General features: G+C 39.6%; 6 protein-coding genes and 1 pseudogene. 1 reads left to right on the top strand and 6 read right to left on the bottom strand.

Features of this window, described 5'->3' with window-relative positions:
• The gene (locus FTU13_RS12605) at positions 1 to 1,404 is read left to right on the top strand and encodes an efflux transporter outer membrane subunit (RefSeq protein WP_180128450.1); all 1,404 of its coding nucleotides are present in this window, start codon (positions 1 to 3) and stop codon (positions 1,402 to 1,404) included.
• Between the two features lie 426 nt (positions 1,405 to 1,830).
• On the opposite strand, the gene FTU13_RS12610 is transcribed toward FTU13_RS12605, so the two are convergent.
• The 6 genes and pseudogenes from FTU13_RS12610 to FTU13_RS12635 form a co-directional block, all read right to left on the bottom strand.
• Entirely contained in the window at positions 1,831 to 2,763 is a 933-nt protein-coding gene (locus tag FTU13_RS12610; RefSeq protein WP_180128448.1) for an IS5 family transposase, read from the bottom strand.
• A gap of 531 nt (positions 2,764 to 3,294) precedes the next feature.
• Positions 3,295 to 3,573 (bottom strand): hypothetical protein, encoded by a 279-nt coding sequence (locus FTU13_RS12615; protein ID WP_180036263.1) that lies wholly within the window; start codon positions 3,571 to 3,573, stop codon positions 3,295 to 3,297.
• A gap of 662 nt (positions 3,574 to 4,235) precedes the next feature.
• Positions 4,236 to 4,826: pseudogene (locus FTU13_RS17595) on the bottom strand (RHS repeat domain-containing protein); the annotation flags it as partial.
• 82 nt (positions 4,827 to 4,908) lie between these two features.
• A complete protein-coding gene (locus tag FTU13_RS12625) occupies positions 4,909 to 5,376 on the bottom strand; it encodes a hypothetical protein (RefSeq protein ID WP_180128446.1) in 468 nt (155 codons plus the stop codon).
• Positions 5,369 to 10,468, bottom strand: a complete 5,100-nt coding sequence (locus tag FTU13_RS12630) for an RHS repeat-associated core domain-containing protein (RefSeq protein ID WP_180128444.1) — start codon at positions 10,466 to 10,468, stop codon at positions 5,369 to 5,371. Before FTU13_RS12630 ends, FTU13_RS12625 begins: the two co-directional genes overlap by 8 nt.
• A 64-nt stretch (positions 10,469 to 10,532) precedes the next feature.
• Entirely contained in the window at positions 10,533 to 13,949 is a 3,417-nt protein-coding gene (locus FTU13_RS12635) for a type VI secretion system Vgr family protein (protein WP_180128442.1), read from the bottom strand.
• Positions 13,950 to 13,987 lie beyond the last annotated feature (38 nt).

The raw sequence follows: 13,987 nt of genomic DNA on the forward strand, positions 1-13,987 counted from the left end.
ATGCAAATGACCTTAACTAAACTTGCAAGTGCCTTCATTCTCGGAACTAGCTTAGTCGGCTGTGCCGCTGTGGTTAAGACGCCTTATGAAGCCCCTGCAACACAAATCCCGACGCAATTTCAAAATGCGAAAGCCATGAGTCAGCAAGTTCATGCAGATACTTATGCTGACCAATGGTGGACATTGTTTAATGATGCTCAATTAAACCAGTTGGTGAATCAAGTTTTAGCGGCCAATACAGACCTTGCTGTAGCAGGTATTAATTTACAGCAAGCTCGACTACAAGCAGGTTTGGCTGAAAATAAACAAGGGCCACGCGTGAGTTCAAGTGTCTCTACTGGACATAGCTTTGACCTTAACTCAGGTGATGACTCATCAAAAGGTGTATCACTCAGCGGTGGCGTTAGTTATGAAGTAGATTTATTTGGTCGCTTGGCCAGCCAGACTAAGGCAGCAAAGTGGGAAGCTTTAGCGACTGAACAAGACCTGCAAGCCACGGCCCAAAGCTTGATTGCAACAACAGCTAATCTATATTGGCAGCTCGGTTATTTAAATGAGCGCTACAGTATTGCGCAGCAAAACTTAGCCAGTACGCAAAAAACCTATGACTTGGTCAAGGTGCAATATAAAGCTGGCGCTGTGTCAGGTTTAGATCTAACCCAAGCGGAACAGTCGGTCCAAAGTCAAAAAGCAACCTTAAGCCAAATTGACCAACAAAAAGTGGAAACACGTACTGCATTGGCTGTGTTATTGCATCAACCTGTGCAACAACTGAATATTTCAGAGCCGCAGCGCCTACCTCGAATTGCATTACCGACGATTGCAGCGGGTTTACCAGCCGAGTTGTTGTCTCGCCGTCCAGATTTACAAGCGAGCGAATTAAGATTACGTAAAGCTTTGGCAAATAAAGATGCAACGAAAGCCAGTTACTACCCTTCGATTAGTTTGACTGGCAGTTTAGGCTCGAGCAGTACGTCTTTGAGTAACTTATTGCAAAACCCCGCTTTGGCTTTGGGTGCAAGTTTAAGCTTACCTTTCTTGCAATATAACGATATGAAGAAAGACCTTGCGATTAGCGATTTAGATTATGAAAAATCTATTATTCAATATCGTCAGACCTTGTATCAAGCTTTTGCCGATGTGGAAAATGCGCTATCCAATCGTACTGAGTTAAGTCAACAAGTTGCTTTGCAAGAGCGTAATGTGCAGCTTGCAGAAAAGACTGAGCGTTTGACTGAAGTGCGTTATCGTAATGGTGCAATTGCGTTGAAAAACTTGCTTGATGCACAGGAGACCACACGTAATGCACGTTTGTCCTTGGTTCAAACCAAGCAGAGTCAATACAATGCTTATGTGACCTTGATGCAGGCATTAGGCGGTAGTCCGATTCAGCAGTTGCCTTGATTAATATAATAAAAAGCCCGAAAGGGCTTTTTATTATAGAAAATTCCAAAACTTCAAATAATTATCAAACCCACGACCTCGTGTTTGCATAATAAATTCAATAAACGAAGTAAAACACAATAACCCTATATAAGCGCATAGAATACATATTAAATAGTGAGTGAGTCCAAATTTAGTTGAATTTAAGCTAACACCTTCAACCTCACGAGCATCATGATCATTTTTAAAAGAATAATTTCTATTAAACACGTGAATAAATAGATTACCTAATAATGAAATAAGATAATAAAAGAAAAAGAAAGATCGAGCATAGTCAATAATTTTGTTTCTTTTTAAACTTCCAGCCTCATCAACCACATATTCATATTTCGAATGGCTTTGTTGCACAAAGATTTGAAATGCAAAGCGCCCCTAATTGAGCCAAATTTAAGGCGTAACCTGGGTAAGTGGTCGACCTAATTCCGTAAATCTGTTGAGCACTGCTACACGTGCATGAATCTCATTCACTTGGCTATCTAAACTCCTTGCACTGAGTTTATCTCCTAATAATTTAATGCAGTACATCTTAGTTTCAACCAAACTTCGCCGATGATAGCCTGACCATTTTTTCCATAGTGTCCTGCCTAAACGTGTAACTGTTCGAAGTAATTCATTTCGCTCTAGCGAGCTACTCTTTATATCTTTCCATGGTTTCGCATTTTTTCTAGGTGGAATCACCGCATGCGCTTGCCGATCTGCAATGACCTGACGGCATCGTTTTGTGTCATAAGCACCATCTGTATAGACAGAATCGATTTGTTCATCTAAAGGGATTTGAGCAAGTAAATCTTCCAGTACCTGTGAATCACTGACATTATTGGTTGTAAGCTGAACTGCTCGTATTTGTAGGGTTTTAGCATCTATACCAATATGAAGTTTACGCCATTGGCGACGATATTCAGGTCCATGTTTCTTGCGCTTCCATTCGCCCTCACCTAGAAACTTCATGCCTGTAGAGTCTATGAGTAGATGCAGCCCATCGCTACTTTTTTGGTAGCTGATTACAATATCAATATGCTTTTGTCTTCTACAAAGCGTGGTGTAATCTGGAGCTATCCAATTTAATCCGCAAAGTTTAATCAGACTTTGCACAAAGCCAGTAACCATACGTAAAGACAGACGAAATAAGGATTTAATCATTAAGCAGCATTGGATGGCTGCGTCGGAGTAGGTTTGATTTCGCCCTTGTTTGCCTTTTGATGGCGCATACCATTGCGTAGCAGAATCAAACCAAATGGCAATATTTCTGCGACTCATGAGTGCTCGGTTATATGCGGGCCAATTGGTTGTGCGGTAGATTTTGTATGTAGGCTTCTTCATTTGAAAATTATATCGCTGAAAAAGCCCTCAAGAACAGCTTTGTGCAACAAAGCCATTCAGCTCTGTTTTTTCTCTTTTCGGTTTTCCATATCGGGTCTTTATAAAATTGAATAAGGTTCTGTTTGGAAACGTGAATAGTCTGAGGTTTCAATCTACTTAATAAAACCTGCATAGCCTGTTTGAAAAAATGGTAAAACTATTTGGTTCAAAAAATAATGCTTGGTGTAACTTGTATGCTGTAAGTTCTCTTGTATTTTATTATTGCTTTGAGTGTAATGTTGCGACTCGAAAATCGTCAAATCACTATCCCAACCAAATAATGTCAGGCTGTGTTCCACTTAATTTTGATTAACTATTTGACTTTGTTCAGATATTCGTCTTCCAAATATATCATAACCATAAATGGTGATTTGACTATTGTGATCACTTTGGATTAAGCGATTAAGGTTTCTGCTTATTTGGCTGGTTTCAATCACATTTTTTTGGTAAATTTAATACACATATTTTTCAAACACCTACACCTAAAATATTTTAAAAGTCTTCGTTTTTTTTATCTGGAAACAAATATTCAATTATAAGAAAAATTACTGAAACTACAATACCTATCGTTTGAGTTATTAAAAAGAAAAACATTAGATCATTAAAAGGCATTATATAATCATCATTAAAATAATTATAAATAACGGCTAAAAAAAATCCTGTCAACCCCAGTAAAACCCCCTTTATAAAACAAAACAAATAGGGATGATTATCTGCTTTCAGATTAGATATAAATGTACCTAACACAATTTCAATAATTATATTGAACATATAAAAGTACTTCCTTTATTATTTACTGTACTGTGGTTCATCTAACTTTAGACTCGGATTCTCTTTAATAGGCTTTGTTGTAATAGATTTTACTGCTGTTTGACCATAAAATATTCTTTTTCCAATAGTATTTGTAGTATTTTTATAGAAATTCATAGCTGTAACATATTCTACTCCATTTGCTTTTGCAAGATTTGCGCCAACTCCTCCTGCTAATGCTCCCACACCAGCTACACCAAGAGTTCGCTTATAATTATAGGCATTGCATTTACATCTAACACTATCAAATGTTTGAAAACCACCGTCTACTGCAGCAGAACCAACAGCACCCATTATTGGTGCCTTTGCACCTGCTCCAAAACCGCCACTAATTACTGTAACTCCATATGGTAAAGTAGCGGCGGCAGCTCCAACTGTACCTACATTTCTCATTCCTTGCTGATTTCTTAAAACATTTGCATCTTGCTTATTTTTCGCAACACTTGACATAGTTCCTGGCAATAATGCACCCAATATTCCAGTACTTGGTCTATTTTGTTGTTTGGATCTTGCATCTTTTATTTTTGAAACTTGCCAAGCAGCTTTTTGTTGAGCGAATCTTTCAGCTGCATGCTTTTCAACTAACGCATTATTCGCAGCAACTTTTTCCCTTTCCCCTTGTGCCATCAACCCCATCGAATCGACCCATTGATTCGGATCGCTCACATAAATTGAATTATTTAACCCACCAAACAACCCAATCGGATCTTTACTCACATACCTTGCACTATGTGGCTCATAATAACGATATCGGTTATAATGCAATCCTGTTTCACTATCGTAATATTGTCCTTGGAATCGGATATTGGTTTGATCAAGCAAGCTACTTGAAACCTCAATTGATAAAGCTGTGCCCCAAGTATCCTGTTTAATTTCCCAAACACACTCACTAAGTCATTAGTCAATGTTTGCGGCATACCCACTTGATCACAGTGGTAAAAGGCAACTCGTTCCAACTCAGCTTTGTTCTTTCTAGTTTCCGTTTTCCAAATCAGATCTTTATACACCGAATAATCCTCATGCTTAAATTGGACATAGTCAGGAGTTTCTAAAAGCTTGATAAAACCTGTATAGCCCGTTTGCAGTAGTGGCACAAAGCTCTTTGGTTCATAGACATAATGCTTAGTGTAGTTTTCATTATTTTCAGGGTTTTTGCTATTTGATTGTTGTGACTCCCAAATCATCAAGTCCCCGTCCTAGCCGAATAAAGTCAGGGTTTAGTGATTTTATTGGCGTTATATGAGTACCACCCAATTAAATCTTAATATTTTACCTTGCTCCCAATTTTTTCTTATTTTAACGCCTATTACATTCATAAGTTGTAGAATTTTTTGGATGTGAAAACAAAATATTCCATTCATCCTCTAACTGCATACCAGTAGAACCTGTATGTAGCTTTTCATTACCATAAATACTCATAGGAGTAATTATTTCTAATTCATCGACTCCATTACAATATATATAACTTGAATTTATTTTCTTATAAAACTCCCATGAATTGTTTTTTAACAACTGATTCTTATCCTTATTAAAATTTTCAATTTTAAAATTATTACTATAAATAATATATGAAACTTTATCCGAACTGTAAGATGAGAAGCTCATTTTATTGAGTAAAACGCTCCCAAACAATAATTCTGCCTGCTGAGTAAAATAAATATTTTTTGGACTTTTAGATAAATCATGCTTTTTATCATGCTGTGATGTACAGCCAATTAAAACCAACAAAATAAAGAAATATACAATATTAATTTTTTTAATCATAAGACTCTCGCGACATCTTCGAAGTAATACCAATATCTGCGTTTACACCTACTGTGCCTATAACTAATTCAACTGATTTAGCTCCATATGCAGGACTTTTTTTAGTCAACATCGGTACTACGTAATTTAATCCAACGCCAACACCTGGACCAACTATTGCCCCAAATGATGCCGAAGCGCCATTTACGACTTCATGTGTAAGATCTTTCATACCAAATCTATCTATTACAGCTTTATCTAAATTATGAATAATCCCAGCCGAACAACTAGCACCCACTAAATCTTTAGGTGATTTAGGCACTGTTTGTGTAATTAATGCTCCTTTGGATCCAGCTAAATACCATCCTTCTGACTCATCTGCCCATAGATTTTTAACTAAAGTTACGTTATGGCCAAGAAGACCGCCACCACAGGCTAGATAATCATAAATTTTACATTGGCACCCTTTTCTACGTGGATCCTCTCCAAAAGTAGAATTCTGCTTTTTATATGGTTCCGTCCTTCTACTAGGATACATTTGAGCATTACTTTTTGCTTGCTCATTTATACGTTCCACAAAACTAGGTTTGGATGAAACTTGATAGACATATGGTTGAGTGTTCTTTTGAGTATATATTTGCGCAAGTTGCTTAGTTCCACGATCCAAAGTTTCAAATGCTACTATATTTTGTTGTATAGCATTACGATAATCTTGACTAGCTTGATTACTATAATCTGATGATTTATAAGATGATGAATTATTTTTAGATATAGCTTGTGTACTTGAACGTTGGTTAAGTTTGGCAATGTATTCCTGAGCTTCAGAATTTAAACCCTTACTTCCAGGCACATACCTATCGGAATATGTCCCATCGGGATGAATAAATACTTTCGCCAACCCCATCGGATCTACCCACTGATTCGGATCACTTACATAAGCTAAATTATTAAGTCCGCCAGCTAGTCCAATCGGATCTTTACTCACATACCTTGCACTATGCGGCTCATAATAACGGTAACGGTTATAATGTAAGCCAGTCTCTCCATCATAATATTGCCCTTGGAAGCGAAGATTGCTTTGCTCAAGTAAATTATGAGAAGCCTTTATTTCTAAAGCGTCACCCCATACATTCTGCTTAATTTCCCAAATACATTCACCTCGCTCATTACTAAGCGTTTGTGGTGTACCAACTTGGTCACAGTGATAAAAAAGCACCCGCTCCAATTCAGCTTTATTTTTTCGTGTTTCCGTTTTCCATAGCGGATCTTTATAAACCGAATAATCTTCATGCTGAAATTGAGCATAGTCAGGGGTTTCTAAAAGCTTGATAAAACCTGTATAGCCCGTTTGTAGTAATGGCACAAAACTCTGTGGTTCATAGACATAATGCTTGGTGTAGTTTTGTTCCGCTTTATTAGATTGCTGTGACTCCCAAATCATCAGGTCACCATCCCAGCCAAATAAAGTCAGGATTTGCGCATTTTGGTTTTTCTTAAACAAGCGTCGGCCAAACACATCATAACCATATTCAGTCACCTGCCCCTGATGATCGCTACGAATCAATCTATTCAGGTTATCCCAAGTCAATTTTAATGTTTTACCTGCATGGCTGCTTTCAATCACATTGCCTTGCGCATCGTATTTATAGTTTTTACCCTTATATTGAGCAATCAAATTACTTTTGACTTGAGACGCCTGCGTGGCAATCGGGTCAATTAAATTCCCCGCAGGGTCAAAAGCAAAGCTTTCCGTTTTATGCACACTTTGACTCTGTATCAAACGGCCAACCGCATCATATTGATAATTCAGCTTGCCTAAACGGCTGTCGTTCACCTGCGTGAGTAGATAATTTTGATCATAATAATACTGCCGTTCCGCCTGATGCTGTACTCGCCCTAAAGTCTCGTGCTCTGGCTGAATCAGCTGCGAACTGAGTAAACCCACATCATTATAATTTTTGGTTTGAACCAATCCATTGGCGAGCATCCGCGCAGTTTCACGGTGTAAATCATCACGTTGGAATGCCACCATATCTTGTTGGTTAAAGGCGATGCCATAGATATGCCCTGAACCATATGTCAGATTGGTTTGGACTTGTCCATCTGGGCGGATAGTCTTGCTTAAGTTGCCCAACTCATCGTATTCGTAACGCAACACTGCAGTCAGCGGCTTTAAATTTGGCACGTTATAGTGCTGATGTTCGCGTACCAACTGCCCGAGCGGATTTCGATAAAAGTTGATTTTGCTTTCTTTATTTGTCGCTTGGCTGAGTTGATTATTTAGATTGTATTCAAATTCTTCAGTTTGACTGTGTCGTGTTTGCACATGCGTATAGGTTTTTGAAGCAATTGAACCGTCTGCATGATAACCCAATTGGGTCAGGATATTCGGTTGACGTATTTGAAACAGCTGTCCATTGTCATTGTAACTATAATGCTTTTCTTCGCCATCGAAGGCCTGTTCACGCGCCAATTGGCCATAACGGTTATATTCAAATAAATACTCTGCATGGTTTTGATTTGTCAGCTTTTGAATTCGACCTTGCTTATCCCACTGATAGTCAATTTGGTGGAGATTCGCATCTATACGCCGTTCAAGTAGACCAACAGCATTATAACGGTATTGCGTGCTTAAACCTTTGGTATCCGTATGCTTCAGCAAGCGCCCTTCTTCATCATGCTCAAATTGTTCCTTTAAACCATCAGGATAAACAATTGCTCTAAGCTGGCCTTTGTCTTTACCTTCTGAGCTGTAGATATATGTTACTTGCTGCGCATCAGCAGATTGCTGGGCCGTCAGTGCGCCTTCTTCATCGTATTCCCATGCGCTTTCTTTACCTGAACAATCGCTATATGCGGTCATTTGCCCCAAATCATTGTATTGCATTTTTTTAACGCCGCCTTTGGCATCAATGACTTCTACAACTTGATTATCGTTGTTGTATTTATATTGCGTGCTATGACCTAAAGGATTAATTTCCTTTGTTACATTACCGTCTGCATCATATTCTTTTTTCCAGATATGACCTTCAGGATCTTTGGTTTCCGTCAAATTCCCTGCTTCATCATAGGCAAAACGGATGATGCCGCCATTTGGCTGTACAATTTTAATCAGCTGATTTTGATCGTTATAAACTTGTTCTGTTTCTAGGCCTGCAAAATCAATTTGACGGGTAATCCGTTTTTGACTGTCACGCGATAGCCATTTTTCACGGCCATCGGCTAAGCGTGTGCGATAGGTAAAACCATCTAAATCAAAATAGTAATAGGTTGGCACATTATAAGCATCATAGACAGCAACTTGGCGCAGTCTCGGATGCCACTCCAAACGAGTCTTAAAGCTGCCGTCATCTGCCCATTCCGCTATGGCTTTGGCATTCGCTTCTTTTGACTCATAGCGGATATTTTGCCCACGCCCTGTACGGTCGGTATAACGGGTCAGTTGATGCGCATCATTATATTCATAGCTGCGCAAGTGACCATTTTGATCAATCGCCTTTATTAAATTGCCTTGCACATCATATTCATAACGTGACACTGGCTCTGCCTGTTCATCCACAAAAGCAGCGATAACTTTTACTTGATCATTAAAGGCAAACTTGAGTTGATGCTTGCCACGCTTTAATTGAAAATCAATACTTTGCAGATAAGCTTGCTGTTCAAACAACAGATAACTTAAGGCAACTTTTTCATCTGTTTCTTCATTGAATTGCTGAATCAACTGATAGTGTTTTCCGCCATTAAAGCTGTGAAAATGGAAACTCCACGCTGAACCAAAGTTTAGTAGCAAATCTTCATTTTCTAAAGGTTCTACCGTAAAGCCTTCATAAGGCACCGTGTATGCTTCATAGGTAATTGAATCTGGTAGCTGATGCTTGCGCCCATTACTATCAATAAACAAATAGCCGTTTCTATTTTGGATGATGACATTCGAAAAAGGCATCATCCAACGAGCGCCTATCATGCTGCCATCAAACTCATGCATTTGCGAATTATATTGACGGCTAAAGCTAAAACCCACTTTAGGTAAATTAAAATCGGTGTGATTGACCCGTTCAGCACCTATAGCATAACTAATACTGTTATCAGTTGCTGAATCACTAGGTGTAGCATCCTCATTTGGAATCGAACAAGTCGAATCATTCAATGCGTCAGCCTGTAAAGCTAAAAACTCTAAAGTATCCCCTGTGGTGTGCTGCTCATGTTCCCCAGTTTGATTAATCGGCACACTGGCATTGGCTTTGTTACCTTGAGTTTTAATGGCTTTTAAGGTTTCTTGAATTAGCCATGCCAAACTGTATTTTAGACTTGCGTTAGCTTGACGTTGAATTTCATTTGGAAATGAACTCAATGCCTGAGTTGCTTGAGTTTGTAGCAGCGTGCCTGTTTGTTCTTTCCTTATTTTAGGTAGCATATTGGCAAGTGCGCTTGTTTTACTTAAATCAATCAGCGGTTTTGCCCAATTGCTAAATTGTTCTGCCGGATCTCGTTTTTCAGCACTTGCACCAAAGCTAATAGTCGGTGAAACCAGCCCCGACTGAATAGGTGCTGCAAAAGTGTTTAATATTGATGTTCCTAAATTTGTCGCACCTGAAAGCAGGCTAGGTAGTTTGGCCTGTGTTTCAGTCAGAAACTTTTCTAAATCTCCTGCCATTTGTGCATTTAAATGCAAAGACATGCGACGGATATCGGCTTCTTTGACTTTACCATTTTGCGGATATAAACATTCAGCCATGAGTCCCAATAAAGGACGTAAAGCCATTCGTACATGAGCTTCGGCTTTGGGTTCTAAATACAAACCTATCAGGTTCATACTCAGCACTGCTATTTTTTGTACAGCGGCATCCCCTTGTTCTTGCTCGGTGGCAAATAATAACAAGTCTAAAACTGCCCCAGATAATGCAAAGATATTCGCTACAGTCGGAACATTTGCATTAGCTTTTAGCTGCTCAAGGCTGGTATTTCCACACGCTTTTAAATAATCCTGAATTTGATGTGCTATAAACTTATGATCTTCAGTATGCGTCACACTCTCTAAATTGAAAATTGCCAATTCTACGGCTGGCTTATTTATTGTCTGTTGTTCTTGTTGAACATTTTGATCAGTTGTCATGTAAAAACCTATTACTCAAATTCTAAATATTTAAAACTGTGTTTGGCGCTAGCTTTAGCAAACGCTAACCATTGTTCTTTTTCGGTCGTGTAGTTTCGCTATAAGTGAGATAAGGACTTGAATATTGCTTCCTATCTACCCAATCATCGTCACTGGCAAGGACAGGTATCGCTTTTTCTGGTGCAGCTTCCGCTACTTTTATTTCAGGCACTTTAGGCACTGCGACTGGTGCAGCTGTCACATTCGTAGGCGTTGCAGAGCCTTCTCGAATGGTTTCCGTATAAGTCAATGCGCGTGTGGAATAAGAAATTTTACGGCCCACTATATCCTTATCAATGGTTGCTTGTGAGTTCTGAACTGCGGCAGCAGTTGACCCAGAAACGATGCCGTTACTCATTCCACTTCCACCTAATACGCTGGATAAGCCTTGTGCACCCTGACCCAAACTTGCCATTTGTGAAGCAGAAAGTCCCAAGTTGAGTTTCGATGAAATTGCAGATAGTGCAGAGTTGGTGACTTGGTCTTTAAATTGATTTAATGCCTGTCCACCTAGATCTTTTAATGCATTTTTTCCGATATTTTTTAAAGAATCTGCATTTAAATTGAATAAGTTATCTTTAAGCTGTGAAGTTAAATTTTGCCCCAACGACCCGAGTGCATTCTGAATCAAGTCTGAAGCGCCTGGTACAACGTTTTCTGCCCATTGATAGTCACGCTTAAAATGACTCGCTGAATCCCAAGCACTTCGAGGATCTTTGTCAAACTCAACTTTAGCTGGTCCTGGTGCAATACCCGTTACTTGAGCAAAGCCATTGCCGTCTAATTTTCCTGTAACTTGCTTGCCCAAAGCATCAATCACTTTAAATCCAGTTCCGCTAAAGAAATCTTGACCACCATAGCTCTTGAGCAGCTCTAAGGCCCCTTTCATCGGATTAGAAGCAGGAAGTTGTGCAGACTTGCTAGCACTCGATGCTGGTTTAAATAGATGCTGCCCCGCATTCACTTCAAACTTTCCGCCTGTTTTGGAAAGAATGCCTGAGCCATTTAAAGTAATTTGGGAAGATGCACCCGTAATCACGATTTCTTTGGGACTACTGATTTCAATTTTATCTTCAGTCGAAGAAATGGTAATACCTTGCTTCGCCAAGATATCCAGTGCATCTGACTGTGCTTGAATTTCAATTTTGCTTTGCGCTGCAATGGCTTTAATGCCACCTTGTGCTGCAAATAAACTGACTTTGCCCAGTGCTTGGCCCACAATATTTTTTTGCGTACTCAGGTTAATGCTATCACCGGCAATTTGGTTGATCATGCCTGTTGCTGATAAATGAATATCCTCCGGTGTACTCAGTGCAATACCATCCACTGAGTTAAGTAAAAGAATGGCTTTTTTAAATTTAGCGATATCTTTTTCTATTTCACTGGCAAAAGCTTTTAGCTGTTCAACAGATTCAATTTCATCTGTTTTTTGTTGTTTTGCAATATCACTTAAAGACTTACTATTACTATGACTCGTCTCCAGCTGTGTTCTTGCAATCTCTGCATCTAAATGTTCACCATTGGCCTTTTCCTGTTTATAAGTCGACACCAATAAACCTTGTCCAGCTCGTAGCGCCCCCCATTGATCGGTCCGCAGCTCAAAACCTTCACCCCGATCTTCACTTTCTGCTTTATCTTTTGGATGACTGAGCTTACCGAGGTTCAGTTGGCTCGCACCATGACTACTTTGCAGCTGGGTACTAATTTGCCCCGTGGTGTCATCAAAGCGTAATTGACCAAAACCCTCTCCCGCCACTTCTTTGGAACGAATTCCCGCAAGTTTTTTGGTATCGGGTAATTGTCCTTTATTGTCAAATTTAGTGGGACTACGCTGCGCTTCATGAATACGACCCACGACAAAAGGTCGGTCAATGTTGCCATCAAAGAAATCAACGACGACTATTTCACCAATGCGAGGTAAGAAGCGTGCGCCATAACCTTCGCCGGCCCAAGGCGTCAGTACATCAACCCAAGCCGAGTCAGTATCGTTGTTATTGGCACCTGCACCTCCATCATGGCCATGATCATCAGAACGGGTAAACAGAAAACGGACTTTTATCCGCCCCCATTCATCAACATGAATTTCTTCACCGGCAGGCCCCACAACTTTGGCACGCTGCGGATGTGTTACTGGTCGATGTGTAAGTGGATTAAATTCAGGAACGGTCGTAATATTTCGACGTTGCAAAGCCAAGGTATTGGCTTGGCGTTCATCCGTATCGCTTTGTTTGACTTGCCACTGACTTTGATGGATCAGTTGTGTAACTTGATCGGTTAAGTCTTTGGGTAAATTATTTTGGTTATAAAAAGACTTGGATAAAATCAAAAACTCTTGATCTGCACCACGATGCTGGTCAATCTCTGGATGCTCATCCAATTTGAACCAATAACCAACTTGTGTATCACGCACGGTACTTTTAGCAATAAATTGTTTGGCTTGAGCTGCATAATAATCACTAAAATTTTGATTGAGACGTTCAACTTGAGCACTATTAGAGGCAGTTGCAGCATCTTCACCATTCAGATCTTGCATCCATGCAGGGCTCACATGCCATGCCTGCTCTAAGCTTAAGCTCGCATTATCTTGATTTTGACTATGTAGGTGCTTGCTTTGTACTGCACCACCACCCTCGTCCTGTTCAAGCACATCCGCTTGCCATCGTTGTACATGTACCGACGTCGGTTGCAGACTGCGCTGACCGATAAAACTGGTCATACTGTCATTTTTTTCAGTCGCACTACTGCGATGAAAACGGATATTACGTCGCTCCAAAGCTTGATATTGACTATTATCATCAATCAAACGTAGCTTTTGGGCTGCGATGGGTGCCGCAGACGATGTTACAAAAGATTGAGCTTCATCAACCAACCAATGAATGCCTTCACTGCGTAGTAAGCGAGTAATAAAATCATAGTCGGTTTCATTACTTTGCATCATGAATGGTCGAACGTCATACTCTTTTTTTAAGCCACTTAAGTCCAAACTTAAGCTCGCTGCAAAAAGTGGGCTCTTTTTTTGCCATTCCTTAAAAATAATCTCGACCACATCTTTGACCGATTTATTCATAAACACACGGCTATTACGACGCTTATGCCACAATGCCGTTGCATCTTCTAAGGTCAACTTATATAGCGTTAATGCACCATCACTTTGGCCTTGAAATGCTTCTGTAATGATCCCGGTAATACGAAAAAGTTGACCCGCATCGGTTACCTGATCGATTGCGACTTGTGTACCAATAAATTGTTTGAGTTCTAAGGTGGCAGAAGTTGAGAGACAGATGAGCTGAACATTCAAACCTTCACTTAAGGCATGTTCCCCATCAATACGTTGCAAGAATACTTGTTCATTCAGCGTGGTATTGGAAAATTGAATATGCAAGGCACGTTTTTGTGGACTAATGCCCAATTTCTCAAGTGCAGAATAAATATTGTTCAGCATGTTTATTATCAAAAATCGATTTTTTATAAAATACGGCG

Origin of the sequence: Acinetobacter sp. YH12064 (genome assembly GCF_013419735.1) — a bacterium.
GTDB classification, from domain to species: domain Bacteria; phylum Pseudomonadota; class Gammaproteobacteria; order Pseudomonadales; family Moraxellaceae; genus Acinetobacter; species Acinetobacter amyesii.

Coding starts and splice junctions, on each gene's coding strand:
- FTU13_RS12605 (WP_180128450.1), top strand. CDS start 1: ATGCAAATGACCTTAACTAAACTTGCAAGTGCCTTCATTCTCGGAACT.
- FTU13_RS12635 (WP_180128442.1), bottom strand. CDS start 13,949: ATGCTGAACAATATTTATTCTGCACTTGAGAAATTGGGCATTAGTCCA.
- FTU13_RS12625 (WP_180128446.1), bottom strand. CDS start 5,376: ATGATTAAAAAAATTAATATTGTATATTTCTTTATTTTGTTGGTTTTA.
- FTU13_RS12630 (WP_180128444.1), bottom strand. CDS start 10,468: ATGACAACTGATCAAAATGTTCAACAAGAACAACAGACAATAAATAAG.
- FTU13_RS12615 (WP_180036263.1), bottom strand. CDS start 3,573: ATGTTCAATATAATTATTGAAATTGTGTTAGGTACATTTATATCTAAT.
- FTU13_RS12610 (WP_180128448.1), bottom strand. CDS start 2,763: ATGAAGAAGCCTACATACAAAATCTACCGCACAACCAATTGGCCCGCA.